Source organism: Bacillus sp. 0102A, assembly GCF_036765155.1.
Classification (GTDB): Bacteria; Bacillota; Bacilli; order Bacillales; family Bacillaceae; genus Bacillus; species Bacillus subtilis_G.
Genome location: NZ_JBAIZW010000001.1, coordinates 322,245 through 346,867 on the forward strand (window position 1 = coordinate 322,245; position 24,623 = coordinate 346,867).

Genomic DNA, 24,623 nt, shown 5'->3' on the forward strand with positions numbered 1-24,623 from the left:
TTATTCCATCTCCTTTTGTTCAATGATGAGTTGCTTCATTTCATGTGATTCCAATAAAATGATCTGTTCAAAATGAAAGCCGTATAACGCATATTTCCCGTTCGGAGAAATTTGTATCGGCTCCATTTTCGGCAGGGAGAAAAGATCGCTTGCCTTTCCCGATGCCACATTGACAGCTGCGAGCTTATATGAATCGCCGCTTTCTTTAAACGTATAAAAAAGAGCTTTTGCTTCATCATAATCATACTCCATCGGAGCCAAATTTGTATATTTTGTTTGGAGCGGCCATTCCGCTGTAACTGGCGATTTTGTTTGCGGCGTATTAAACTGATACGTCCCTTTTTGTTCGGAAGCTGATTTGACAGTAAAGCTCATTTGATGGAAAGAATCAAAGAAAAGAACATCATCCTCGAGCTTTTCTTCCGTTTTGGAGGCCGTATCGAACGTATATAAAGGCCCTGACTTATCCTCTCTTCCCTCTTTTACATAACCAAATGTATTTTTGGATGTCCAATGAATAAATGGAACCTGTACCGGACTTAAGGAAGACTCGTCTTTTTTGGCATTCACCTGATATGTATGGAAATCCCAGTTTTCAGAGAATACCGTAACCATTATTTGATAAGGATCATACTGGTTCCAGGCAGCCTCGAGCTCATACGTTTCGTATTCTTTTTGGTAAAGCGTCTCTCCTTTTGCATTAAGCAAAACCACTGCTGTCTTTTGGCTGTGCGTAACTTGCAGCAGAATCATCTGCTTCCTCGGATTGATTTGAACATCAACGATTTGGCCATCCGTCCGATAAAGCTTTTTCGCTTTGCCGGTATAGATGCGGTACGAAAAAAGCTCTGTTTTCGTCGGATCGGACGCGGTATATAAAATTGTGCTGTTATTCAGCCAGCCTTCAGCTCCGTCCGCTTTTTCCGCGGAAAGCGGAATGATGTCTTTTTCCTCATCTTTTGCCGCCGATGCTTGTTTTTGCTGCTGATGAGATGGTTCGCATGCCGTTAAACTAAACAGCAAAGCCGACAGCAGAATGAAACAAACTGATCTCATCAGCCTTCCCCTCCGATCATCTTTATTGTCGCATATTTGCTGCGGCAGAAAAAAGAAAAAGTTTTCAGTTACTCATGAAAAAATAGCGACCTCCACAAAATGCCGTTTGTCGCATTATAAATATGTGAAAACTGCTGAAATGGCAAAGGATTTTGACCTTTTCCAAGTTCCACCGTATATCCTTCTTTAAAATAATAGTGAATAAACCAATCGCGAAATCCCGCATAGCTGTCTATATCCCTTATCCCTTTATAAATGTTCCCGCTTAACTTCTCAAAATCCTTTATGACTGCAACAGATTCTTCAGGTTCAAGGCCTTTGTAGCCCCAATAAATTTCTTCTCCCTGAGTATGGAGGGCCAGCAGTCTGTCAGGTGGATTCTCCGTTATCAGACGGTACATCGCGATGGATTCCGGTTCCGTAAGCGGAGTGATTCCCGGAAAATCGCGGTAGGTCGGTGCTGTCGGTTTGCGGTGTTTCTCAATTTCCCATAATGACGGAAATTGTTTATTTAAATCAACGCCGTTTATGTTTGCCTTCCATTCATTGAAATTCGGACGATGGCCATTTAGCCGTTCGAGCTCTTCTTTCCTGGTTCCCATGCCTTCTGATCCGTTCAAGACAAGATCAATGCCATCCGGATTGACAAGAGGAACGAGAGACAGAGATGTGCTGCTGAACAGCTTCATGGGAGAAAAGCCGAAGAAAGGCGAGTTGCAGCATAATGACATGCAGTATTCCTTAAACCATTTCAGCAGGACAGACGTGGTGATCCACTCATTCGCATGAAACGAGGCGTTCATATGAACCTTTTTTACAGCATGCTCTCCACCTGTCTTCAGCTCCCAGATTGGTCTGCCAAGTACAGAACGACCAATTTTTCGGCATGAAACAAAGGGAAATACATCAATAATCTTCTTTACTTCCTTTTCAACACCTGCATCATCATAGATTTTTTCTTGCTCTATCCAGTTATCAGAAAGATCAAGCTGCCGAGGCTGTAAAAAGCTCTTGATCTCCTGAATGGTTAGAAGCTCCTTATCGTTATTCTCTTCAATCAAATAACCTGGACAATACAATTGGTGCTTCTGTGCGGAGCGATTTGCGCTATTAAGCAGTTCCTCGTCTATCTTCAGTTCTCTCGCCACTCTGGTCAAGTTGTGCTTGATCTCAGGTTTCACCGTAATAAACGCCATCATCATCCCCCTTTTTTGTTACTATATGACAGCGTGTTTAAAAAAAGAAAGCCTCCCGCCACTTTGTTGGGGGAGACATTGTGATTACGATGCCTGATCGAGCATTTGTTTTTCTTTTCGTTTTGACGAATTGTCCAGCCTTTTCTGATCATAAAAACGCAACAAATCACCATAGATGATTTCATCAGAAAGTGACAGCTCCTGTTTCGCTTTATCAGCAAATGCTTCACATTGTTTTGCCTCTTTTAGCGGGTTACCGGTCTCTTTGTCATAACAAACACCGTCAGTATATACAACCTGATCCGTGATAAAACTCCCGTCCCGGAGCACTGTAAAGTCCATTTTTTCCTCTGAAAGCAGATCATTGCCAAATTGAATTTGATCTTTCGTTTCAATCCCTAAAAGATTCATCAGCGTCGGCCTGATATCAATCTGTCCGCCTACTGTTTCAATGGTTTGCGGCTTTTTATCAGTAATACCGGGAATATGAATGACAAGCGGCACCTTTTGGAGCTGTACTTCTTCAAATGGTGTAATCTCTTTCCCTAAAAATTGCCCCATCGCTTCATTATGGTTTTCCGATATACCATAATGGTCACCGTATAATACGATAATAGAGTTGTTGTATAATCCGTCTTCTTTCAGCTTTTCGATAAACCGTTTCAGCGCCTCATCCTGATAGCGTACTGTCGGGAAGTATTTATTTAGCGTCTGGCTGCTTGAATCATATCGATCAATCAATTTGTCCTCTTCATCAAGATCAAAAGGGAAGTGGTTCGTCAGTGTGATCAGCCTCGAGTAGAACGGCTGAGGCAGATTTTTCATCAGCTCTGAAGATTGCTCAAAAAATTCTTTGTCCTTCAGTCCCCAGCCGACTGAATTTTTGTCAGTTACATCATAGGCATTACTATCTAAAAAAGAATCATATCCAAGCGATTCATACATTAAATCACGATTCCAAAAGCTTTTATTATTAGCGTGAAGTACAGCTGAATAGTAACCGCTGTTTTTCAGAATCTCAGGTGCGGCTCTGTATTCGTTGCCTGCATTTGTAAAAAACACGGCGCCTCGTCCAAGCGGATACAGTGAATTGTCCACGATAAATTCAGAATCCGATGTTTTCCCCTGGCCGGTTTGGTGGTAAACATTATTGAAATTGTAGCTCTGTTTGATAAAGTCATTCAAAAAAGGCGTGATTTCTTTTCCATTCACCTTTTCATTGACCACAAAGCTTTGCGTCGACTCTAAGGATACGAGAATGACGTTCCTTCCTTTTGCAGCGCCGAATAAACTTTTGTTGGCGTCTTTCACATTAGCGGTTACGTAGTTTTCAATTTCCGTCAGGCTGTTGCTGTCAGCCAAGGCTCTTTGTGCAGACTGCTTCGACTGAAGAACACCGTCGTAAATATGAAAATTAAACAAACTGATGTTTTTAACAAGCATTTCTCTGTCAAATGAACGTGTCAATAGCTGAGGTCTTTCTGCTTCAGACAAGCCCAAATTGAAGAAATAAACAGAAACAACAAACAGAAAATATGCCGCCCGTTCATTTTTCGTGGAGGGAATGTCCGATTGAAAAGCTTTTTGCCCAATGTGAAGCCATATTAAAACCGCAATATCTACAGCCAATAGGAGGTCTGTCGGCTCTAGAAGTGTTCCGATGCTGCTTCCGAGATCACCCATATTGCTCGTTTGAAAAAGAACAGGAATCGTTAAGAAATCATTGTAAAAACGGTAAAATACCATATTTGCCAGCAATACAAACGTGACAAGACAGCTCATCGCAATCATGTAACGATTTCTGTTTTTGCCTTTTAAAAACAGGCTGAAGCCAAAAATGAACAGCAAAAAGCTCAATGGGTTGATAAACAGAATAAATTCCTGCGTTAGATTGTCGATTTTAATATGAAAACTGGTTTTGTAAACAGCATACGTTTTCAGCCACATCAATAAAATGGCAATCAGCATAAATGAAATCTTCGAAAAAAACGTTTTTCGCATTTCAACCTCCTATGCAGCACGCTCAAAAAATCAGTCTATTCCTAACATTCTCATTATCACATCAATTTAAATCTTAACCTGAACATAACAAAAAATCAATTTCATTTACACAATTTTAACAATTTTGGTGTTTCAGCCATTCGTTTTTAGCGATCCAAGCGCCGCCGATAACGCCGGCATCATTTCCAAGTGTGGCAATTGAAATATCAGCCGCTTCTGCTGCCCGCGGAAACGCGCATTTGCGGAATGTTTTCTCGACTTTTGATCTCAGCAGTTCTCCAGCTCTCGAAACGCCACCGCCCAGAACGATTTTTGACGGATTAAGCGAGCTTGCCAAATTTCCGAGCACCAAACCAAGGTGTTCGGATACATAATCAATGACTTCAAGGGCAATTTCGTCATTTTCACCCGCCGCTTCAAATACATCCCTCGCTGACAATTGTTCAGATGCTTGTATACGTGTCGTCTGCTTAGCATCTGCAATTTTCTCTTTTGCAATTCTTACAATCCCGGTTGCGGACGCTATTGTTTCGATACAGCCCGTTTTTCCGCAGTTGCAAGGCGCTCCGCCTTCAGGAATGCTGCAAATATGGCCAATTTCCCCGCCGGCGCCATTTATGCCATGTACAATTTCACCATTTACAATGATGCCGCCGCCAACTCCTGTGCCAAGCGTCACGAGAATGACGTCTTTTGCGCCGTCACCCGCTCCCTTCCACATTTCCCCGAGCGCAGCAATATTCGCGTCGTTTTCTATCACAGCCGGGATGCCGGTTTCTGTCTCCAGATGGTTCTTTAAAGCATAGTTTTTCCACCCCAGATTTACTGTTTCATAAACGACTCCTGCCGCCATATCTACAGGACCTGGTGCGCCCATTCCGATGTATTTAATGATATGCTTCGGTTTTTGCAGCTCATCCAGCTTGCTGTCGATTGTTTTTGCAATCGTAACGGTAATGGTATCGCCGGTTTTATCAGTCGGGACTTCCCACTTATGCTGAATTTCACCATATTGATTAATAAAAGCGAGTTTAATCGTCGTTCCTCCCAGATCAATGCCTGCAAACCATATCTCGTCCATTTTTATCACCTTAGCCTTTACATCTTTCGTTTTTTTGTTTGTTCCAATTCTTTTCGAAGGACAGCTGCCGCTTTGGCCCATTGCTCCTTCTCAATCATGTGGTTCATGTATAATTCCTTTAATTCATCCAGCATAAACTCTATTTCAAGCTCTCTGTCTCCAAAATAAACAATGTGGCCAAACGTTTTTAACAGCTGCTGCACATCATAAAATGTATTCATTTTTTCCTCACCATTCTTGATCTTAACTATCATAAGCGTATTCATATAGATGCAGCCGGTCAAGAAGAAAACGCTGACAAAAAAGCCAGTCTCCCCCCTCGGCATATTCCATTCCTTATGATTCTTTATTGTTTTCTATTTGTCGCTGCAGCTCTTTATAGCGCTGCTCCTTCGGCTCTAGGTTTACAGCCGACTCGATAGCCTTTCCTGCTTGACCAAGCTCATTTTTTTCCGCATACAGCAAGGCTAAATAGTAATAGGAGACATGGTCTTTAGGTTCTTTTTCCACTGCTCTTTCCAAAAGGGAAATCGCCTGATCATATTCACCGATTTGAATATCTGAAACAGCCAGAATTTTCAATAGATCAACAGAGGCATCTTTTTGCTCCGCTTCTCCGTTCAGCAATTCCGTTACTTCTTTATACTTTCCTTCCTGATTCAGCTCTCTCGCCTGCTGAATCAGCGCCGACTCCTGATGGGACGGCGAATGCAATCCGTAGTATAAAAACCCGGCCGCCAAAGCAAGCAGCAAAACCGCTGACAATAATCTTCTTGCCAATGCTCGGGCTTTGGGCAATCCTAGTGCGGCAGCTGCGAAAAAGCCGCCAATCAAGCCGCCGATATGTCCCGAATTATCAATATTCGAAACCGCAAAACCAAAGCCCAGATTGATGATAATAATGACGATAATATTGGTTCCGATCGTTCTAAAAAACATTTTCCGATTTGACAAAGCTATATACAGCAATGCACCTAAGCATCCGAATATGGCTCCTGAAGCGCCTGCTGAAGGATACGGGCTGAACACAAAGCTTGCGATCGAACCCGTAATGCCAGCAGCCAGATAAATCAGCAAAAATCTGCCCGATCCGTACATCCGCTCAACCGCTGTACCGACCGACCATAAAGCCAGCGTGTTAAACGCTAAATGCGCAATGCCGATGTGAAGCACAATCGGCGTCAAAAGCCGCCACCATTCTCCAGCTGCAATCAGGCTGTTTTCCTTTGCTCCAAAAGCGACAAGCGTCTCCGTATTTGTACTGCCCCCGTTTAATTCAAGCAAGAAAAACATCAAGATCTGAAGCGCGATGAATAAATATGTAAAGATTGGTTTTCCGTTTTGAAAAACCGCCGCTTCATTTTTTCTCTGTTCTTCTTGTTTCAGTACTAGCGAAAGGAAGCGTTCTCTCGCCATTTGCGCGTCTTCAAACGAAGCGCGGGCTTCTGTGCATTCTTCTGCCGGAAATGATGGAAAAACAGCTTGAAGATCATCACGGAGCATCGTTCTCCTCACGATCGCCGGCTCAACTGATACAGGCCCCTTCTCAAAAGGCTTTTCGGCGATCTCTTCCCAGTCATCAACAGGGGCTTCCGCTGAAAAAAATACATTCAGCAGCTTCATCTGACGTTTGCCCACCGACGCCCTGATTCGTTCTACTCGTTCAGCCTGCTCTTCTATGTCTCTTGCCATTTCCTGGCGAAAATCAATATCATGTTTATATAGGCGAACCAGATCATAAGAGGACTTGTCCGGTGCTTCCAGCCACATTTCACCTGACTCACTGGCTTGTATAACGCCATACCCGCTTTTCACTAGGTGCGCCGCAATTTTCCAATATGTATACTCCAGTAAATACATGTTTACCGCTCCAATGGTTTTTTTTCATTATAACAGCTGATGCTCCGAACGCCTACCGAAAGCAAAAAATCCCGTTTTCACGGGATTTTAGAAAGCTTGCTGTATAAACTTATTGCGGATAAACGGAATTCTTAAAAATAAATGAATAAAAGACCGCCTGATTCCCGGCTGGCTGAGTACGGTATTCATAAGACGGTAGCGGTTTTGATAAAACATGACGGCAGAAACAGCGAAAATGGTATAAATCATAAGTTTTTTCATCATATCCCTCCTGCCAATTAGGGTTTGTCATTCTTTCTTATTTATTCTTGAATTAGGAGCAGGGAGCGTTAGGAACAACAAGAAATGATTCGATCCTCTGTTATCAGCTGATGTACCGAGATGTCATGCGGCAGACGGGGAACGTGTGAAAACAGCTGGCACTCCAAAAGCAAAGAGACTGTCTTCCCTTCATAATCGCTTAAAAAACGGTCATAATAGCCGCCGCCAAAGCCGACCCTAAACCCATCAGTATCGAAACAAACACCCGGAACGATGATCAAGTCAATTTGTGATGGTTCCACTTTTTTTGTTTTTTCGATTACCGGCTCAAGAAGTCCGGCGTAAACGGTTTCGAGCTGATCATCGGTCTGATATGTGCGGAATTGCATGTTTTTCGTTTCCGGGTCGCATTTGGGAATACAAACTTGTTTCCCTTCTTTCCAAGCCTGCTTAATGACGGGACGCGTCGGTAATTCCAGCCCTCTGGAGATGGTGACGGCAATGGTGCCGGCATTTTGCCACTCCGGCAGAGAAAACAAACGCTTGTACATACGCGCTGTTTTTTGAAGAAGATCTTCACCTGATACAGCAGATAGTGCCTCCATCGTCTTTTTTCTTAATTGTGATTTCATCTCTCATCCCCCTCGGAAAAGAAAAAAAGCCAGAACCTTTTTTCAAAGCTCTGGCTTTTTTTACACCTCAAACAGCTGAGCTGTTATTTTGTTTCACGGTGTAACGTAGATTTTTTATCACGTGGGCAATATTTTTTAAATTCAACGCGGTCTGGATTGTTGCGTTTGTTCTTTTTAGAAATATAGTTACGCTCACCACATTCAGTGCAAGCCAAAGTAATATTAACGCGCATTATTTTCCCTCCAAACTAAAATCATTTACTTATTCAGACTTATATATAATACCACTATAATGGACGGAATGCTAGGCTGTTTTTCAATGAATTATTGAATTATGAATAATACGCTCATAAAGCTGCAAATATGATTCCGTAATGAGCCGGGGATGGTGTAGTTTGATCACTTGTTCTCTGCCGGCTTCTTTTATCCGGCGGGCTCTTTCCCGGTCTTTTAAAAACCTGTCCAGCAGATCAGCCGCTTCCTGCGCGCGCGTAAAATCAACGGTGAATGCTGTTTTGTCGTGAAGGGCAAAGTCACAAAAACCGCCCGACTGAGAAACGACAGTCAGCACACCTTGTTCCATGCTTTCTTGCGCGGCAAGCCCAAACGGCTCATAAAAACTAGGGAAAACAGCCATTTCACAGTGAGACAGAAACGTTCTGATGTCTCTTCTATGCAGAAACGGCAGGAACATAACACGTTCCTTCAAATTCAATGCTGCAGCCAGTTTTTCATAGGAGGAGAGAGACGGACCTTCCCCAGCCAGCACTAAATGCAGGTCAGGCTGACGCCGCCTCAGGATAGCAAACACCTTTAACAGCTGAGAAAAACCTTTTTCCGGAACAAACCTACCAAACGAAAATATGAACCTTCCATTCATGTTCCTTGGAACTTCCCCCTTTTCCACCTCCATAGATGCAGGGCTTGGGATGACAGTTATTTTTTCACGTGCTGCCTTATCAAGTGACCGTTTCATAAAAGAGCTTAGTACAATCAATTCATCAGCAGATTCTATCAGGAGCCGTTCGGTCTGCAGTCTGTATGGATGCGGGGCTTCTTGGCACGCCTTCTTCCTTTCGCTTTCAAGACCGTGGATAGTCACTGCAAGCGGGATGCCAAGCCGTTGTTTCAAATAATGAGCAGCGGGAGCTGTCATATCGTCATGGGCATGAATCAGATCGAAACGCTCATTGCAGGATAACACATGCTGAACCATTGTAAAGTTAGCATCAGCCATAAAATCTTCAAACTGCGCATATGAAAACAGCCGCCTGCTTGGAGTAAAAACAGTTATGTTGATATGCGGGTTTAAATAAGAAATAAAACGGTCTATATGGACACCGAGCCCACTTTTCGGCTCATGAGGATGTTCAAGTGAAAGCATGAGAACGTTCATCTTTCTTTTTCCCCTCCTCCATAACACGTGTAGGCAGAAAATTGCTTCTCCCACCAGGTGTACGCGTCATCAGTCTGAAAACTTTTTAGATCACTAACCCCATTTTCCTCAAGATAGATGTCCTCTGTATCCGCGAGCTTGAGAGAGACATTCATTGAGTTAACCATTCTGTATTCAGCCCGATATACAGCATCACCAGCCGCCTGTCCAATTGTCCATTCCCCTTTATGATACGTTATGCGTTTCGTCCTGACAGCTTCGATGTTTTTTCTTTTGATGACAATGCGCAATTCTTTTATCATATCCCGCGGGCTTTCAAAAAGCACAGCTTCAGCCAGCCGCATTGTTTCTTCTGAGATGTCCCAGCGTACGGTCAAGGTGCGGGCGTTTTGAATCACCATATCGAATGTATCCCTAAAAAAAGAAAACTTATGTCGTATATTATAGAGAAATGGGTATTGATCCATGGATTTTTAACATTCTCCTTTCCTATCGTTCACTCGGTGTTCCTATTAAATCATTACATAGAGTGGAAGCAAAGAAAGACTTCTCGACAAAATCTCGTTTTTTTCGCGAATACCTTTAGAATCTATTGGTTTTATGGTATAAAAAAGAAGGATAAAAAAAGAATAGAAGGTGATGAAACGTGGAAATTGCTATTATTGCGTTGTTTATCGTCAGTATAGCGCTAATTGCATTCTCATATTCTCAAAGAGATCCGATGAAAGATGTAGAGCAAGAGCTCGAAACACTGCAGCTTTCTGCAATGCAGGAAATTTACAAGCTCAAAAAGAAAATGACAGTGCTTGAGGAAGAATTACTGGAAACAAACCTTGTCATCCGCAAATCAAAGCATAGCGATATCAATCAAAAGATCGCTAAACAAATACTTTCAAAATATAATAATGGCATGTCCGCTGAAGCGATCGCTAAAGCTGAGCATGTATCAGTGGAAGACGTAAATACGATTATCAAAGATAACGAGAGGGTGCTCGTATGACAAAACGGGGCATTCAGGCATTTGCTGGCGGCATTATTTTAGCGACAGCCGTTCTTGCAGCTGTTTTTTATCTAACAGACGAAGACCAGGCCGCTGCTGTAAAAGAAAATAAAACAGTAACCGAACAAGACGTGAGCAATTACCTCGATTCTAAAAAAATGGTTTCTGTTAACCGTGATGAATATCAAAAACTTCTTGATTCAAAAGAGAAATCCTTGAACGACGACAGCAGCTCAGACACGAAAACAAACAAAGTAAAAACGTACAAGCTCAACATTAAAGACGGCATGAGCACCGCAGATGTATCTGCTATTCTTGAAAAAGAAGGCATCATTTCCTCGGCTCAAAACTTTAACGACTATGTCATTGATGCCGGATATCATAAAGAAATCCGCGCCGGCGAGTTTAAAGTAAAATCAGACATGAGCTTCAAAAAGATCGTAAAAACGTTAACACGATAAAAAACAGGCTGACTGTCAGCCTGTTTTTTTATCCAAACTTTCCTGTGATGTAATCGAGAGTTCTTTGATCCTGCGGGTTAGAGAACATTTTATTAGTATTGTCACATTCAACAAGCTCGCCCATGTAGAAAAAGGCCGTTTGATCAGAAACCCTTGCTGCCTGCTGCATGTTATGCGTAACGATTACAATAGTATATTTATTTTTCAGCTCAAGAATCAGTTCTTCAATTTTTCTCGTTGAAATTGGATCTAGTGCAGATGTCGGTTCATCCATCAGCAAAATATCAGGATTTGTCGCAAGCGCTCTGGCGATACAAAGACGTTGCTGCTGGCCGCCTGATAATGAAAGGGCTGATGAATGCAAACGATCATTCACCTCATCCCATAACGCCACGTCTTTTAATGACTTTTCCACAATGTCTTGAAGCTTCTTTTTATTTTTGGTGCCGTGGACTCTCGGTCCGTAAGCGACATTATCAAAGATAGATTGCGGAAACGGGTTCCCTTTTTGAAATACCATGCCGATATTTTTTCGTAAATCCACGATATCCACTTTATCCTTTAAAATGTTGCTGCCATTATAATTCAGTTCACCTGCAAGCTTTACATTCGGCGTCATTTGAATCATTAAATTCAATGTTTTAATGAAGGTCGATTTCCCGCATCCTGACGGCCCGATAATCGCGGTGATCTCGTTTTCATGAATACTCAAATTGATATTTTTTAAAGCGTGATGCTGTCCATACCATAAGTCCATTCCATTGACTTGATAGACTTCCTGTTTCATTACAGTTTCGGTAGCAATACTCATTGCCGCCCTCCTATCCGAATTTCCCGTTAATATAATCCTCTGTCTTTTGCTGTTCCGGACTGGTGAAAATTTGTTCAGTCTGCCCATATTCTACAAGCTCGCCGTTTAAAAAGAATGCCGTCCGGTCAGAAACCCGCAGCGCCTGCTGCATATTGTGCGTGACAATAATAATTGAGTATTCGCTTTTCAGTTGTGTTATTAATTCTTCTATTTTTGCATTTGAAATCGGATCTAGCGCTGAGGCTGGTTCATCCAGCAGAAGAACGGCCGGCTTCATCGCAAGCGTTCTCGCGATGCATAAACGCTGCTGCTGGCCGCCTGATAACGAAAGTGCAGACGAATGCAAACGATCCTTCACCTCATCCCAGAGTGCTGCTTTTGTTAAGCTTTCTTCCACAATCTCATCTAAAACAGCTTTATTCCGCTCTCCGGCATATTTCAAGGCATGTGAGATATTCGCATAAATCGATTTCGGAAATGGATTCGGTTTTTGGAAAACCATTCCGATTTCTCTTCTTAAGCTGACAACATTAATATTGCCGCCCAGTATATTTAATTCTTCATAAAGGATTTCACCTTCAGCCCTTGCAGAAGGAATTAAGTCATTCATTCGGTTAATGTTTCTCAAAAAAGTGGACTTTCCGCACCCTGACGGTCCAATCAAAGCGGTCACCGCATTTTTTTCAATATCCATATTCACGCGGTGAACTGCCTGTTTATCTCCGTAAAAAATAGACAGATCTTTCACTTCGAGCACGTGGCGCTGTTTCGGAACGAAAACAGCACGTTCAGGCTTTTCTTTTACCATTTGTTCAGACATGTTTTTCGCCTCTTTCCGTTCTAATTTGCCGTAAGCTTTTTGTAGATCATCGTGCCAAGCCATCTCGCTGCGAGATTAAATACAAGAACAGAAATGACCAGCACCGCAGAACCTCCATTGGCAATCGCTTCAGCATCCGGAATAATTCCTTGCGTATTTACGTTCCAAATATGAACCGCAAGTGTTTCAGCGGGCCTGAAGATATTAAATGGCGATATTTCAGAAAACGGGTTCCATTCCGTAAAATTAAGACGCGGTGTTGTCAGACCGGCTGTAAATAATAATGCCGCCGCTTCCCCGAACACCCTTCCTGACGCTAAAATCGCTCCGGTGATGATAGAAGGGATTGCACTTGGAATTAAAACCGTTTTTACGGTATGCCAGCGTGATACACCTAAAGCGAGAGAAGCTTCCTTCAAATCTTTAGGGACTGAACGAATCGCGTCTTCTGTCACACGCACCATGACAGGAAGGTTAAAAACAGTTAATGCAAGCGCCCCGCCTATGATCGTATATCCCCAGCCTGTTAAGTTAACAAACATCAATAATCCAAACATCCCTATCACAATTGATGGAAGAGATGAAAGCACCTCTATACATGTTCTGATGAAATCAGTCACTTTGTTATTAGGCGCGTACTCAGCCATGAACACTCCGCCGCCCACACCGAGCGGGATTGTAATCAGCATCGTAATAAACAAAATATAAAAGGAGTTGAACAGCTGGTCGCGTATTCCTCCTCCAGCTGCAATGGCACTTGATTTCGTCGTAATAAAGTCGAAGCTGAGCTGGGAAACACCGTTAATAATAATATAGGAAAACAAGCCTACCAGAATTGCCGCGATAATGGCTGCGCATAAACCAAATATTCCAGTTGCCAGTTTATCTGTTATTTTGCGGTTCATTACACTTTCCTCCTAGATGACAAGTAGCGGATAAACAGGATGAACAAGAATGACATCACCAGAAGCACAAGCCCCATTGACCACAGCGTATTGTTTTCAACGCTGCCATATGTGGTGTGACCCATATTCAGCGTGATGATCGTTGTCAGGGTTCCAGCAGTGTCAAACAGGCTTTCCGGCAATACTCTTGTATTTCCAATGACCATCTGAACAGCCAAAGCTTCGCCAAACGCCCGTGCCATACCAAGCACAACAGCCGTCATTAATGTCGGAAAAGCTGCGGGTACAAGTACTTTTCTGATCGTCTGCCATCTTGTCGCACCGAGCGCATAAGAACCTTCTCTTAAACTCTTCGGAAGAGAAGCCATCGCATCAGCAGAGATCGATGTAATGGTCGGCAGGATCATAATGGAAAGGACAATCGTTCCCGCCAATAAACTGTGCCCTGTTCCGCTCGATTTGAACTGAGCGATAAACGGCACTAATACTGTAAGACCTATGAATCCATAAACAACAGATGGAATGCCGACTAAAAGCTCAATCACCGGCTGCAGTACTTTCTTTCCCCAATTCGGCGCAATTTCTGTCATAAAAATCGCACCTGCAATGCCGAGCGGCGCAGCAATGAGTGCAGAAAGAATCGTTACTGCAAATGATCCAAAAATAAATGGGAGCACTCCATATTTCGGATCCGTATCTGTAGGGTTCCAATTTAGGCTCGTTAAGAATTCAATTGGGCTTACACCATTTACAAGAAAAGATTGCAGCCCCTTCACGCTGAGGAAAATGGTGATCGCAACAGATGCCGCAATCATAATAAGCGCACAAGCTGTCACAATCATTCTTCCCCGAACTTCATCCAATTGCCGATTTTGCCTTGAGCTGATTAAACGCTCGCTCACAGACATATTTTCTCTATTGTTTATCATTGTTTTACACTCCTATGAATGTGTTAAGAGGAGAAACGGTTGCCACCGCACTCCTCTTTTTATAAAGATCAGCTTTGCTTCCCGTTAGCATCACGTGTCACTTTCATATCAGTAACCGGAATGTACCCTTGGTCGGTAACAATGCTTTTTTGAATGTCATCACTCTTTAAATAATCAAGGAATTCCTTAGCTAAATCTGTCGCTTCACCTTTTGTGTAAGAATGCTGATAAGCCCAGATTGGATACTCGCCAGCTGCAACATTTTTCGCTTCAGGTTTTACACCGTCAATAGATAGAGCAGTTACTTTGTCATCTGTTAAATATGAGAATGCAAGATACCCAATCGCTCCCGAAGTATCAGCAATGATTTTTTTCACTGTGTTAGATGAATCCTCTGTAATGCCTTCTGCAGGTTCTTCTCCGTCAAGCGCATATTTCACAAATGTAGCACGTGTGCCAGAAGAATCAGGACGGTTTACAAGTGTGATCTTTTGGTCTTTGCCTCCAAGCTCTTTCCAGTTTTTGATTTTGCCGGTGAAGATTTTTTTTAATTCATCTTTTGAAATATCCTTCACACCGGCATCAGGGTTTACAGCTGCTGCCATACCCACTACTGCGACTTGATGATCGACTAGCGCTTTTGCATCAATTCCTTCTTTTTCTTCAGCAAAAACGTCTGAATTCCCGATCTGAACAGCTCCTTCAGAAACTTGAGAAAGCCCTGTTCCAGAACCGCCAGCTTGCACCTGTATATCTGCATCAGGGTTTTCTTCCATAAATTTTTCTGCGGCAGCGAGTACTAATGGCTGCATAGCAGATGAACCAGAAATGGTTAAAGATCCTGATGCCTTTTCTTCTCCTTTTGCAGAATCGCTATTCGATTTTTCACTTTCTCCTGCATTTCCGCATGCAGCTGCAATCATCATAAAAGCAGCCATTAGAAGCATAAGCACCCATTTGTTTTTTTTCATTTCCTGAATTCCCCCTGCATATAATGTGTAATTTGTCCTACACGTATAGAATAAAGGTTCTGTGTAAAAAGGGTTTGAATCAAATGTTAAGGTTTTGTAAATCAATGCGTTTTTTTGTATAAAAAAACGCCCACATCATGTGAGCGTTGCATTTTAGTCATTAGAAGACGTTGCATTTTCTTCGATTTTGTCCTTATTCTTTTGCTGAGTATCTTCTTTGTCCTGCTTCGATTTCAGCTCAAAATATTTATCCAATACTTCTCTGCCGATTTCGTTTGTAATGGTATATTTAGCGCCATAATCAATATAAGCCCAAGGTACTACAACAGAGATCGCAATCTCAGGATTATCGGCCGGCGCATAAGCGACAAGTGTCGTATTATAAGCCGCTGTTCCTGTTTTTGATTTATCAGGCCCATCATAGAAAGACTGCGCTGTTCCTGTTTTACCGGCAGGCTGATAGGAAGCTGAAGCAAATTGGGTCGCGGCTGTCCCTTTTGTCATCACCCGTCTGAACCCGGCCTGTACCTCTTTAATGTACTCGCTTTTCATATCTATTTTATTCAGCACTTCAGGCTGAACGGATTGTACAACTGCTCCGATCCCTTTTTCAGCATTGGGTTCTCTGACTTCTTTGACAAGCTGAGGCTTCAAGCGATAGCCTCCGTTTGCAATCGTTGATACGTATTGCGCCAGTTCCAGCGGTGTATAAGTATCGTACTGACCGATCGCATAGTCAAGCAAAAATCCCGTCAATCTGTTTGTTCCTTTATAGCCTGTCATTTCATTCGGAAGATCAATTCCAGTTTTGACACCCAATCCAAATTGGCTAAAGTGATTACGGAATGTATCAAAGGCCGCAGTATCAATCGGTAAAGCTTGATGCGGTTTATACTCGCCTTTACCGATTGCGATCGCAGTTTTAAACATAAATACGTTGGAAGACTGTTCTAACGCTCTTTGAATATTAACCGAACCTAAATTCTTCCATGATTTTTTACCATTTTTATCTTGACCGATATATAACGGCTCATCTTGAAAAACCGTATTTAAGTTGATGGCGCCAGTTTGAAGACCCGTTAGTACGGTTGCACCTTTAACAGCTGATCCCATGGCATAGGATGAAGTCATATTTCCTAATGCATAATCATCAAACTTGTATGCTCCATTTTCTAGTTTAATCTGCTTGCCCGCCATTGTCAGCACTTCACCGTTTCTTGGATCCATCATGACAACAAATGCGCGGTCTAACAATTGAGTGCTTGCTCTTGCTTTAGCTGATTTTAAATTCTTCTCAATGATTTTTTCAACTGATTTTTGCAAATCAATATCAATCGTAAGCACGAGATCTTTACCGGCTTTGCCTTCAGAAACGGTTTTCGTTCCCGTGACATTGCCGTTTGAATCTGTAATGTTTTCTACCTTTGCTTTTTGTCCTTGAAGAAGGCTTTCGTATTGGTATTCCAAATAGCTTTTTCCGACCCTGTCATTTCGGCTGTAGCCAAGCGACAGGTAATGCTCGAGCAAATTGGACGGCAATCCTTCATCAGAGCTGGAAACACTTCCGAGCACTGAGCGGAGAAGGTTTTTATATGGATAGTCACGTTCCCAATCGGACGTGACATCAACACCCGGCAGTTCGTCTAAATGTTCACTTACCACTGCCATTTCCTTCGCTGATACATCTTCATTTTTGATATATTGAGGGGTCAATGCGTATCCTGAATCCATCTGTCTTTTGATGGCGAGGATCTGCATGTCTTTATCCGTCAGGTCATTCATCTGCTTATCAGTAATTCGTTTTAGCTGAAGCTGATATAAATCGTTATCGGATAGTTTTTTGTCTTCTGCCTGCTGTCTTTCTTTAGAGGTAATCAGCTTTTTGGCTTCTTTCGGCCTAGTCAAAATCCAATAATCCTTTTTATCCCGTTCTGTTACTTTTTTTGTATCGACTTTAATCATCTCAGACAGCTTTTTTGCGATCTTTAAACGCTGCTCTTGTGAGGTCGATTTAGATCTGGTGTATGTGATTGCGTTTAAAGCCTTATTTGTCACGATGGCATTAAAGTTTCGATCATAAATTTTACCACGCGGCACTGCGGAGCTGACTTCACTTTGTTCCTGCTTATTGGCTTGATTTTTGTAATCATCGCCTTGCACGATCTGCTTGATCCCCAGTTCCACAATGATCCAGGTAAATATAACAAAGGCGGCCAAGAATAAAATATTCAGCCGGATCGGCAGCGACTTCTTTTTCTCTTTATGATTTTGTTTTTTTGGTTTATTTCTCCTCATAACATCACCTTTTTCTATTTACAGAAAGAAAAGACACTCAAGTAAGAGTGCCAGTTTTCATTTTAAAGGTTTTTTCGACTTTTTTCTACAGATAACCCCTTTTTGACAAAAAATTATCTTTCGCCTTTTAAAAGATTCGGTTCAGTGACCCTTTTTTGGCCATCCTCTTCCATGGTTTGATTTTCCTCTTCTTTCTCCTTAAAACGGATATCCTTGACAAAGTAATAAATCAGCGGATGTCCTACACCCAAGATAGCAAGTGACAAAGGAATTCCCACATCTTCTTTGAGAAGAGCCACGATCAGGAGAAAGCCTAAAATGGAGACAATCCTGCCGGCGTTTAAAAACAATTCTCTCAGCACGATATATTCAATCCTTGCTTTTCTGGCATGTCTTGCCCGGCCTATCACATCATATGTAAGTGAAACATATGGCACGAGCAAAAGAGGATAGCCGATGGCAATAAAAACGCCGTACGTCAATAATGTCGCAAAGCTCATATGAAACAGAATCAAAAACAGCGCTCCATACAAAATAAGGCCGCCCAGCAAAATCGATTTTTTTCTGGCCTTTTTCTTAATCAGCCTGGATGCAAAGTAATAGGCAAAGAAAGAAACAGCTGAGTTGACAAGGCCGAATGTGCCGAGGGCCAGTTCGCTGTTTGTCTCAATAAATACAAAAACACTGATTAAAAAAACAAAAATCCCTTCTCTTAAGCCTTGAAAAAAATGCGCATTCGTAATTCTCCGCCAATTCATATTGCTATGGCGCTCTCCAAATACTTTGCTCAGCATAAAACGGCCCTTTGATTCTCTTCGTTTTAAAAAAAAGCTCATCACAACAGCCAATGCAAACAAACTGAGGGAGAGGCTGAAAATCACTGTGTAACCCGTATTATTTTCAAGCCTTGAGATAACAAATCCCGCTACAATCGGGCCGATCATTCCTGCCGAGGAAGACAGAATGCCCATAAATCCGTTGAAAAAGTCTCGCGTATCCGGCTCTGTGATTTCAAAGGTCAGAACGTTAAACGCAAGCCAATAAAAGCCATAGCCCACTCCGAGCACCGCACCGATCAGCACGAGCCGGTTGGCTGCCGTTTCTCCGGCTAAAAGCACACTTGAATAAAAGGCAGCTAAAAAAATGACGCCGAACCTTAAAATGAACACCCTGTCTATTTTTTTGGCTAACCGTCCAGCCAAATAAAAGGTTATCGGCTGCATTGTCACAATGGATAAATTATATATCGCCAAATCAATAAATTTCCCTGACTGCTTCCAAAGATACACATTAACAAATGTATTGGACAGTGCAATTCCCAGTGAGTAAAGCCCGCCAATAGTCAGCAGAAAGAGTAACCCTTTGTTTACGTCTACATCGCCAATCACTTTTTTTAGTTTGCTCATTACTGACTCCCCTTTACTATCCCTTAGTCTGTCTCACTCAAACCGAGATATGTAAAAAGAAGACATAAAAAAAGCAAGGCCCTGTATCGAGGACCTTGCTAGTGTCATTATTTTGCTTCGCTGTATAGACGAGCCACTTCGTCCCAGTTCACAACATTCCAGAACGCTGAAATGTAATCAGGGCGGCGGTTTTGATAGTTAAGGTAGTAAGCATGCTCCCAAACGTCAAGACCTAAGATAGGCGTTTTGCCTTCTGAAAGCGGAGAATCTTGGTTTGGCGTGCTTGTGATTTCAAGTTTGCCGTTGTTAACAACAAGCCATGCCCAGCCAGAACCGAAGCGTCCAGCTGCTGCAGCTGCGAATTGCTCTTTGAATTTGTCAAAGCTTCCAAATACACTGTTGATCTCATCAGCAAGCGCGCCAGTCGGCTCGCCGCCGCCGTTTGGAGATAAAAGTGTCCAGAATAATTTGTGGTTCGCGTGTCCGCCGCCGTTGTTGCGGACTGCAGTGCGGATGTTTTCAGGAACAGAATTAATATCTGCAACCAGCTCTTCAACTGATTTGGTTGCAAGAGCAGTGTTTCCTTCAACCGCTTTGTTTAAATTTGTAACGTATGTGTTGTGGTGTTTCGTATGATGAATAGTCATAGTTTCCTTGTCGATATGCGGTTCTAAAGCATCGTACGCATAAGGTAATTCTGGAAGTTCGTAAGCCATGATAATTCCTCCTTTAATATATATATGTACTGAAATGCCGCTTCACAGCGAGCCTTTCTTCATTCAATGTAACAAAAGTATGCTTTGTAAGCAATGAAAAAGCTCACATCTTGGCTCATTTCAGCGAACATATTTCACTTTAACCGATAATTCGCCCCATTAAACATGCCGTCCTCAATTCTTATAGGACCGTCCATAAAAAATATCCGATCATCAAAAGCTGTATCATGCCCTTTGCAATAACCCCTGTTAAAAAGCCAATGAGTGAGCCGAGACCGATTTTAAACGCTGACTTGACGTCCTTTTGGTGGACGATAAGTTCTGCACAAACAGCCCCGATAAACGGACCTAATATGATCCCCGCAACCGGAATGACAAAAGGCCCGATTAATAAACCGATCGTGCTTCCCCATATGGCGGCTTTGCTTCCGCCGAACCTTTTTACTCCAAGCAGATTAGACACGTAATCCGCGGCGAATAATACTGCGGCAAAAACAGCTTCGACGAGCCAGAACATATAAGAATACGGACTGAATGAAAACAAAAATCCATACAATACAAATCCGGCAACGATAAATATGACACTCGGAATAATGGGATACACCAGCCCAATAAAGGCGATGATAAATACCGCCGCAATCAACAGCCAATACAACATATCCATAGCATTCTTCCTCCCTTTTACATCTGTTTTCTTCATGTCTTCCTTGTATTCACACGCGGGCAACGATACAATAAGCAACATATATTAGTATAGCTAGGAAGTGAAGATAGTGAATATATTTCAGCTTTTCATCAAAAGTACATACTCTCCCCGCGATATCGCAAAAACACGATTTCAAGGAATCGGTAAAGCGATTCTTTATGTATTTTTGCTTTCTGTCCTTTTTGCAATTCCTACCGCTTATTATGTAAGCTCAGGGACCGTAAAATCAATGAACGGCTTTAAAACCGTGTTAAACAAAGATTTCCCTGATTTCACAATTTCAAACGGCAAACTTCAAACGGATGAGAAAAAAGCGACGGAATCACAGGCAAATGGTTTCGTTATCGTATTTGATCCGACGGACGCTTACGGTACCAAGCAAATTGAAGCAAAGCAAAATGCGATCGGCATCCTCCAGAACAAATTTGTTTTGGCCATTGACGGACAGGCTCAGGAAATGCCTTACTCAATGATACCGTCAGAGTTAAAGAAAAAAGATGTCATCGCAGGTTTAAACCAAAATAAAACGATGATCGTAACTGTTCTCTCAGCTCTCATTTTCCTCGTAACAGCCGCAGGAAAATTTATTGAAGTATCATTCTTGGCGCTTATCGGGTTAATCATTAAGAATTCACAAAGAAAGCATCTATCCTACCATCAGCTCTGGAAGCTTTCGGCCTATTCCATCACCCTTTCGACCGTATTCTTTACGATCATGCGCGCATTAGAAGCGGCAGTTCCAAGTGAATTTTTGCTGAACTGGTTTGTCAATATTGTCATCCTGTTTCTCGTGTTAAAAGAGATTCCGTCCAAAAAAGCTGCTGTATAATCCGAGACTGCATTCGCAGTCTCTTTTCTTTTGTCATGGATTAAAACGGACAAGCATACGATGGTATAAAATCTTGTATGCGGGAGGAAAAGCGATGAAGCGTCTCACCTTTGTATGCAGCATTGTTTTTATTCTTTTTATTCTTTTTTATGATCTTAAAATTGGAACAATACCCATTCAGGACCTCCCTGTCTATGAAGCATCAGCAAAAACGGCTGCACAAGGACCAGCGTATAAAACGGTGAAGGTTAAGCCGGGTGACACGGTTATGTCAATTGTCGGATCAGCAGGTTCTCCTGACGACATTGTAAAGGATTTTGAAACACTGAATCCGAATGTAAGGGCCAACGCCATTCAAGCGGGAACAGCGTACAAATTTCCGGTCTACCCTTAATTAACGTTAATTTCTTGTCAGTTTGGCGAAGACACTGTTACAATGTAATTTGTAAAATAAATTCACATAAACCATACTAGAATTGTTACATCTAGAAGCGGCAACTACAATTAAGGAGCGATTGCAAGTGAGTGAAATCACACATCGTACAAAAACGCGTCCCGTCAAAGTGGGACCTTTAACAATAGGCGGCAACAATGAAGTTGTCATCCAAAGCATGACAACAACAAAAACACATGATGTGGAAGCAACGGTTGCGGAAATTAACCGGCTGGCTGAAGCCGGATGCCAGGTCGTTCGGGTAGCATGTCCGGATGAACGGGCGGCAAACGCCATTGCAGATATTAAAAAACGGATTTCCATTCCGCTCGTTGTTGACATCCATTTCGATTATAAGCTTGCGTTAAAAGCCATTGAAGGCGGCGCTGATAAGATCCGAATCAACCCTGGCAACATCGGCCGCCGTGAAAAAGTCGAAGCGGTCGTTAAGGCGGCGAAAGAAAAAGGGATCCCGATCAGAATCGGAGTAAACGCCGGTTCACTTGAAAAACGGATTTTAGAAAAATACGGTTATCCGACAGCCGACGGAATGGTAGAAAGCGCACTTCACCACATTAAAATTCTTGAAGACCTTGACTTTCACGATATTATTGTCAGCATGAAGGCATCTGACGTCAACCTTGCGATCGAGGCTTATGAAAAAGCGTCGAAAGCATTTGATTACCCGCTGCACCTTGGGATCACCGAGTCAGGAACGCTGTTTGCCGGCACAGTTAAGAGCGCAGCAGGACTCGGCGCGATTTTAAGCAAGGGCATCGGAAACACCTTGCGTATTTCATTAAGCGCAGATCCTGTGGAAGAGGTAAAAGTAGCAAGGGAGCTTCTGAAATCTTTCGGCTTAGCCTCCAATGCTGCCACACTCATCTCATGTCCAACTTGCGGCCGTATTGAGATTGACCTCATCAGCATCGCTAACGAAGTGGAAGAGTATATTTCTAAGATAAAAGCGCCGATCAAAGTTGCTGTTCTTGGCTGTGCCGTAAACGGACCGGGTGAAGCTAGAGAAGCCGATATCGGGATCGCCGGCGCACGCGGTGAAGGACTGTTATTCCGGAAAGGAAAAATTGTCCGTAAAGTTCCAGAGGAAACAATGGTAGAGGAACTCAAGAAGGAAATCGACATTCTTGCTGAGGAACACTATGCAAAGCTTGAAGCTGAAAAAGCTAAATCAAAAGAAGAGACACAAAAAGCTTGACGGAAACCCGTCAAGCTTTTTATGTTAAAAAAACGGAATAATAAATATTCCAAGCACTAATGAAACGACACCGATACCCATCGCCCAAGCTCCCAAGCCCTGAGCACCTCTTCTTCTTGCGATATAGCCGACAATAATACCGGCAGCTCCCAATAAAACAGGCAGTACAAACAATGAAATAATGGACAAGGCTAACGCAATATATCCCATTCCCCGTCCTTCATTGACATTGCCGCCGCTGCGGTCATTGTCTCGATCATTGTTGCGATCAGCAGCACGGTAAGGCTCTGCGATTTCTGCAGCCGTTTCCTCAAAAAAACCATCATTGTCGCGGGTAATATTTGTTCCTTCAGAACCATGGTCAACATAGTAGCTGTTGTTGTCACGTTTTTCGTAATCTGCCACCTTCAATTCCCCCTTCTGTTTTATTAAAGGAGCTTTTATAGTTTGAACCATTTTACCCGTTTCATGTTTGCTAAACTTTTCTGGTAATGTTAATTGTTTATGTTACACTTGAAAGGATGAAACTGAAGGAGTGTGGGCATGTTACGCTTAGGAATAGATATTGACGGCACAATCACGGCTCAGGATACATTCGTCCCTTATTTGAACCGCTCGTTTAATCTTTCCATTTCATTAGAAGATATGACGGATTATGATTTGACAAAGCTGTTAAACATTACGCAGGAAGAATTTTGGGATTGGATGAATCAAAATGAAGCGATCATATATAAGGAAGCAATGCTTGCGCAGCACGCAAAACAATCACTTGACCTCCTCAAAGAGGAGCACAAGCTTATTTATATTACAGCGAGGCGAACTCATTTAACTGATATTACCTATGAATGGTTTGACAGACAAAACATTCATTTCGACCATATCGAACTCGTTGGCGGCCATCATAAAGTTGAGGCAGTCAAAAATCATAACATCGACTTGTTTTTCGAGGATCATCACGGAAACGCAATGATGATTGCGAAAGAAGCCGATATACCGGTGATTTTATTCAATTCCCCCTATAACCAGCTTCCAATTGATTCGAACATCATCAGAGTCAGCAACTGGCTGGAAGCCGTTCAATGGATGAACAAAAACAAACATCATTTGATACGTGTCAATAACTGAAAAAGGAGCCCAGGGCTCCTTTTTCTCATATATACAATTACGCAGTCGTGTTTTCTTGATTTTCCGCTGTACAATCAGGGCATGTGCCGTAAATCTCAAATTTATGCCCGCTGACCTCATAGCCATCTAAATCATCATAAAGCTTGTCCATTGGACATGACTCAATTTCCTTTGTTTTGCCGCAGGCAAGACAAATAAAGTGATGGTGATGATGAGTAAACGAACACTTAAATCGGAAGAGCTTTTCACCGGACAGCTCAGTTGTTTCCAAAATACCTAGTTCTTCATACAAAGAAAGGTTTCTGTAGATTGTATCAAAGCTTAAGCCGGGATAATCATCATTTAATGCAGACAGTACGTTTTTAGCGGTAAGATACCTGTCTGAATCAGCAAAAAGCTGCAGCATATCTTCCCGTTTATTTGTATATTTATACCCATTTTCTTTCAGTAGGTTCAACGCTTCTTGTACGTTCATGAAGGGTCCCCCTTTTCACTTTGCTTAAGAACACATGTATGA

28 protein-coding genes are annotated in these 24,623 nt (G+C 42.4%); 6 read left to right on the forward strand and 22 right to left on the reverse strand.

Annotated features, from left to right (window positions below; all coding sequences use genetic code 11):
- The 11 genes from V6D41_RS01930 to V6D41_RS01980 all read right to left on the reverse strand — a co-directional run bounded on the left by V6D41_RS01930 (position 1) and on the right by V6D41_RS01980 (position 9,950).
- The gene (locus V6D41_RS01930) at positions 1-1,056 is read right to left on the reverse strand and encodes a hypothetical protein (RefSeq protein ID WP_333517122.1); all 1,056 of its coding nucleotides are present in this window, start codon (positions 1,054-1,056) and stop codon (positions 1-3) included.
- A 68-nt stretch (positions 1,057-1,124) separates the two neighbouring features.
- The gene (locus V6D41_RS01935) at positions 1,125-2,255 is read right to left on the reverse strand and encodes a M14 family metallopeptidase (RefSeq protein ID WP_333517419.1); all 1,131 of its coding nucleotides are present in this window, start codon (positions 2,253-2,255) and stop codon (positions 1,125-1,127) included.
- An 81-nt stretch (positions 2,256-2,336) separates the two neighbouring features.
- Complete coding sequence (locus V6D41_RS01940; protein ID WP_333517123.1) at positions 2,337-4,253, reverse strand: LTA synthase family protein; 1,917 nt, start codon at positions 4,251-4,253, stop codon at positions 2,337-2,339.
- Positions 4,254-4,368: 115 nt separating this feature from the next.
- Positions 4,369-5,334, reverse strand: coding sequence for a glucose kinase GlcK (glcK, locus tag V6D41_RS01945; protein WP_148962059.1), 966 nt, complete (start codon positions 5,332-5,334; stop codon positions 4,369-4,371).
- A gap of 17 nt (positions 5,335-5,351) precedes the next feature.
- Positions 5,352-5,555 carry a YqgQ family protein gene (locus tag V6D41_RS01950; protein ID WP_087990717.1) on the reverse strand — a complete coding sequence of 68 codons (204 nt, stop codon included), beginning with the start codon at positions 5,553-5,555 and terminating at the stop codon, positions 5,352-5,354.
- 115 nt (positions 5,556-5,670) lie between these two features.
- Entirely contained in the window at positions 5,671-7,194 is a 1,524-nt protein-coding gene (yqgP, locus tag V6D41_RS01955; protein ID WP_333517124.1) for a rhomboid protease YqgP, read from the reverse strand.
- 87 nt (positions 7,195-7,281) lie between these two features.
- Positions 7,282-7,455, reverse strand: coding sequence for a hypothetical protein (locus V6D41_RS01960; RefSeq protein WP_333517125.1), 174 nt, complete (start codon positions 7,453-7,455; stop codon positions 7,282-7,284).
- A gap of 68 nt (positions 7,456-7,523) precedes the next feature.
- Complete coding sequence (locus tag V6D41_RS01965; RefSeq protein ID WP_333517126.1) at positions 7,524-8,087, reverse strand: 5-formyltetrahydrofolate cyclo-ligase; 564 nt, start codon at positions 8,085-8,087, stop codon at positions 7,524-7,526.
- A gap of 83 nt (positions 8,088-8,170) precedes the next feature.
- Entirely contained in the window at positions 8,171-8,320 is a 150-nt protein-coding gene (gene rpmG, locus V6D41_RS01970; RefSeq protein WP_003153056.1) for a 50S ribosomal protein L33, read from the reverse strand.
- Between the two features lie 83 nt (positions 8,321-8,403).
- Positions 8,404-9,483 carry a glycosyltransferase family 4 protein gene (locus tag V6D41_RS01975; protein WP_333517127.1) on the reverse strand — a complete coding sequence of 360 codons (1,080 nt, stop codon included), beginning with the start codon at positions 9,481-9,483 and terminating at the stop codon, positions 8,404-8,406.
- Positions 9,480-9,950: a hypothetical protein gene (locus V6D41_RS01980; protein WP_333517128.1), complete on the reverse strand. Its 471-nt coding sequence runs from the start codon at positions 9,948-9,950 to the stop codon at positions 9,480-9,482. The genes V6D41_RS01975 and V6D41_RS01980 overlap by 4 nt, the downstream gene beginning before the upstream one ends.
- Before the next feature lie 179 nt (positions 9,951-10,129).
- On the opposite strand from V6D41_RS01980, the gene V6D41_RS01985 reads away from it, so the two are divergent.
- Both V6D41_RS01985 and V6D41_RS01990 read left to right on the forward strand, forming a co-directional pair.
- Positions 10,130-10,483: a hypothetical protein gene (locus V6D41_RS01985; protein ID WP_087990723.1), complete on the forward strand. Its 354-nt coding sequence runs from the start codon at positions 10,130-10,132 to the stop codon at positions 10,481-10,483.
- The gene (locus V6D41_RS01990) at positions 10,480-10,944 is read left to right on the forward strand and encodes an endolytic transglycosylase MltG (protein ID WP_333517129.1); all 465 of its coding nucleotides are present in this window, start codon (positions 10,480-10,482) and stop codon (positions 10,942-10,944) included. Before V6D41_RS01985 ends, V6D41_RS01990 begins: the two co-directional genes overlap by 4 nt.
- 28 nt (positions 10,945-10,972) lie before the next feature.
- On the opposite strand, the gene pstB (V6D41_RS01995) is transcribed toward V6D41_RS01990, so the two are convergent.
- The 9 genes from pstB (V6D41_RS01995) to V6D41_RS02035 form a co-directional block, all read right to left on the reverse strand.
- The gene (gene pstB, locus V6D41_RS01995) at positions 10,973-11,755 is read right to left on the reverse strand and encodes a phosphate ABC transporter ATP-binding protein PstB (protein ID WP_333517130.1); all 783 of its coding nucleotides are present in this window, start codon (positions 11,753-11,755) and stop codon (positions 10,973-10,975) included.
- Between the two features lie 10 nt (positions 11,756-11,765).
- Entirely contained in the window at positions 11,766-12,575 is an 810-nt protein-coding gene (pstB, locus tag V6D41_RS02000; protein WP_333517131.1) for a phosphate ABC transporter ATP-binding protein PstB, read from the reverse strand.
- Positions 12,576-12,595: 20 nt separating this feature from the next.
- Positions 12,596-13,480 carry a phosphate ABC transporter permease PstA gene (gene pstA, locus V6D41_RS02005; protein ID WP_333517132.1) on the reverse strand — a complete coding sequence of 295 codons (885 nt, stop codon included), beginning with the start codon at positions 13,478-13,480 and terminating at the stop codon, positions 12,596-12,598.
- Positions 13,480-14,409, reverse strand: coding sequence for a phosphate ABC transporter permease subunit PstC (gene pstC / locus V6D41_RS02010; protein WP_333517133.1), 930 nt, complete (start codon positions 14,407-14,409; stop codon positions 13,480-13,482). The genes pstA and pstC overlap by 1 nt, the downstream gene beginning before the upstream one ends.
- Positions 14,410-14,477: 68 nt before the next feature.
- Complete coding sequence (locus tag V6D41_RS02015; RefSeq protein ID WP_087990729.1) at positions 14,478-15,380, reverse strand: phosphate ABC transporter substrate-binding protein; 903 nt, start codon at positions 15,378-15,380, stop codon at positions 14,478-14,480.
- A 153-nt stretch (positions 15,381-15,533) separates the two neighbouring features.
- Positions 15,534-17,675, reverse strand: coding sequence for a penicillin-binding protein 2A (gene pbpA, locus V6D41_RS02020; protein WP_333517134.1), 2,142 nt, complete (start codon positions 17,673-17,675; stop codon positions 15,534-15,536).
- A 113-nt stretch (positions 17,676-17,788) separates the two neighbouring features.
- Positions 17,789-19,081: an MFS transporter gene (locus tag V6D41_RS02025; RefSeq protein WP_148962070.1), complete on the reverse strand. Its 1,293-nt coding sequence runs from the start codon at positions 19,079-19,081 to the stop codon at positions 17,789-17,791.
- 107 nt (positions 19,082-19,188) lie between these two features.
- Positions 19,189-19,797, reverse strand: coding sequence for a superoxide dismutase SodA (sodA, locus tag V6D41_RS02030; protein ID WP_087990732.1), 609 nt, complete (start codon positions 19,795-19,797; stop codon positions 19,189-19,191).
- 181 nt (positions 19,798-19,978) lie between these two features.
- Positions 19,979-20,461, reverse strand: coding sequence for a DUF456 domain-containing protein (locus V6D41_RS02035; RefSeq protein WP_148962072.1), 483 nt, complete (start codon positions 20,459-20,461; stop codon positions 19,979-19,981).
- Positions 20,462-20,570: 109 nt separating this feature from the next.
- On the opposite strand from V6D41_RS02035, the gene V6D41_RS02040 reads away from it, so the two are divergent.
- The 3 genes from V6D41_RS02040 (at position 20,571) to ispG (ending at position 22,981) form a co-directional block, all read left to right on the forward strand.
- Positions 20,571-21,332, forward strand: coding sequence for a DUF1189 domain-containing protein (locus V6D41_RS02040; RefSeq protein WP_148962073.1), 762 nt, complete (start codon positions 20,571-20,573; stop codon positions 21,330-21,332).
- 94 nt (positions 21,333-21,426) lie between these two features.
- Entirely contained in the window at positions 21,427-21,726 is a 300-nt protein-coding gene (locus V6D41_RS02045) for a LysM peptidoglycan-binding domain-containing protein (RefSeq protein ID WP_333517135.1), read from the forward strand.
- 121 nt (positions 21,727-21,847) lie between these two features.
- Positions 21,848-22,981, forward strand: coding sequence for a flavodoxin-dependent (E)-4-hydroxy-3-methylbut-2-enyl-diphosphate synthase (gene ispG, locus V6D41_RS02050; protein ID WP_148962075.1), 1,134 nt, complete (start codon positions 21,848-21,850; stop codon positions 22,979-22,981).
- Positions 22,982-23,005: 24 nt separating this feature from the next.
- On the opposite strand, the gene V6D41_RS02055 is transcribed toward ispG, so the two are convergent.
- On the reverse strand, positions 23,006-23,392 hold the full coding sequence (locus V6D41_RS02055) for a hypothetical protein (RefSeq protein ID WP_087990737.1): 387 nt from the start codon (positions 23,390-23,392) through the stop codon (positions 23,006-23,008).
- A gap of 132 nt (positions 23,393-23,524) precedes the next feature.
- Between V6D41_RS02055 and V6D41_RS02060 the strand changes: the two genes are divergently transcribed.
- Positions 23,525-24,106 (forward strand): hypothetical protein, encoded by a 582-nt coding sequence (locus V6D41_RS02060; RefSeq protein WP_087990738.1) that lies wholly within the window; start codon positions 23,525-23,527, stop codon positions 24,104-24,106.
- Positions 24,107-24,143: 37 nt separating this feature from the next.
- Here V6D41_RS02060 and zur read toward each other — a convergent pair whose 3' ends face one another.
- A complete protein-coding gene (gene zur / locus V6D41_RS02065) occupies positions 24,144-24,581 on the reverse strand; it encodes a zinc uptake transcriptional repressor Zur (RefSeq protein WP_087990739.1) in 438 nt (145 codons plus the stop codon).
- Positions 24,582-24,623: the final 42 nt, after the last annotated feature.

Coding starts and splice junctions, on each gene's coding strand:
- V6D41_RS01930 (WP_333517122.1), bottom strand. CDS start 1,056: ATGAGATCAGTTTGTTTCATTCTGCTGTCGGCTTTGCTGTTTAGTTTA.
- V6D41_RS01935 (WP_333517419.1), bottom strand. CDS start 2,255: ATGATGGCGTTTATTACGGTGAAACCTGAGATCAAGCACAACTTGACC.
- V6D41_RS01940 (WP_333517123.1), bottom strand. CDS start 4,253: ATGCGAAAAACGTTTTTTTCGAAGATTTCATTTATGCTGATTGCCATT.
- glcK (WP_148962059.1), bottom strand. CDS start 5,334: ATGGACGAGATATGGTTTGCAGGCATTGATCTGGGAGGAACGACGATT.
- V6D41_RS01950 (WP_087990717.1), bottom strand. CDS start 5,555: ATGAATACATTTTATGATGTGCAGCAGCTGTTAAAAACGTTTGGCCAC.
- yqgP (WP_333517124.1), bottom strand. CDS start 7,194: ATGTATTTACTGGAGTATACATATTGGAAAATTGCGGCGCACCTAGTG.
- V6D41_RS01960 (WP_333517125.1), bottom strand. CDS start 7,455: ATGAAAAAACTTATGATTTATACCATTTTCGCTGTTTCTGCCGTCATG.
- V6D41_RS01965 (WP_333517126.1), bottom strand. CDS start 8,087: ATGAAATCACAATTAAGAAAAAAGACGATGGAGGCACTATCTGCTGTA.
- rpmG (WP_003153056.1), bottom strand. CDS start 8,320: ATGCGCGTTAATATTACTTTGGCTTGCACTGAATGTGGTGAGCGTAAC.
- V6D41_RS01975 (WP_333517127.1), bottom strand. CDS start 9,483: ATGAACGTTCTCATGCTTTCACTTGAACATCCTCATGAGCCGAAAAGT.
- V6D41_RS01980 (WP_333517128.1), bottom strand. CDS start 9,950: ATGGATCAATACCCATTTCTCTATAATATACGACATAAGTTTTCTTTT.
- V6D41_RS01990 (WP_333517129.1), top strand. CDS start 10,480: ATGACAAAACGGGGCATTCAGGCATTTGCTGGCGGCATTATTTTAGCG.
- pstB (WP_333517130.1), bottom strand. CDS start 11,755: ATGAGTATTGCTACCGAAACTGTAATGAAACAGGAAGTCTATCAAGTC.
- pstB (WP_333517131.1), bottom strand. CDS start 12,575: ATGTCTGAACAAATGGTAAAAGAAAAGCCTGAACGTGCTGTTTTCGTT.
- pstA (WP_333517132.1), bottom strand. CDS start 13,480: ATGAACCGCAAAATAACAGATAAACTGGCAACTGGAATATTTGGTTTA.
- pstC (WP_333517133.1), bottom strand. CDS start 14,409: ATGATAAACAATAGAGAAAATATGTCTGTGAGCGAGCGTTTAATCAGC.
- V6D41_RS02015 (WP_087990729.1), bottom strand. CDS start 15,380: ATGAAAAAAAACAAATGGGTGCTTATGCTTCTAATGGCTGCTTTTATG.
- pbpA (WP_333517134.1), bottom strand. CDS start 17,675: ATGAGGAGAAATAAACCAAAAAAACAAAATCATAAAGAGAAAAAGAAG.
- V6D41_RS02025 (WP_148962070.1), bottom strand. CDS start 19,081: ATGAGCAAACTAAAAAAAGTGATTGGCGATGTAGACGTAAACAAAGGG.
- sodA (WP_087990732.1), bottom strand. CDS start 19,797: ATGGCTTACGAACTTCCAGAATTACCTTATGCGTACGATGCTTTAGAA.
- V6D41_RS02035 (WP_148962072.1), bottom strand. CDS start 20,461: ATGGATATGTTGTATTGGCTGTTGATTGCGGCGGTATTTATCATCGCC.
- V6D41_RS02045 (WP_333517135.1), top strand. CDS start 21,427: ATGAAGCGTCTCACCTTTGTATGCAGCATTGTTTTTATTCTTTTTATT.
- V6D41_RS02060 (WP_087990738.1), top strand. CDS start 23,525: ATGTTACGCTTAGGAATAGATATTGACGGCACAATCACGGCTCAGGAT.
- zur (WP_087990739.1), bottom strand. CDS start 24,581: ATGAACGTACAAGAAGCGTTGAACCTACTGAAAGAAAATGGGTATAAA.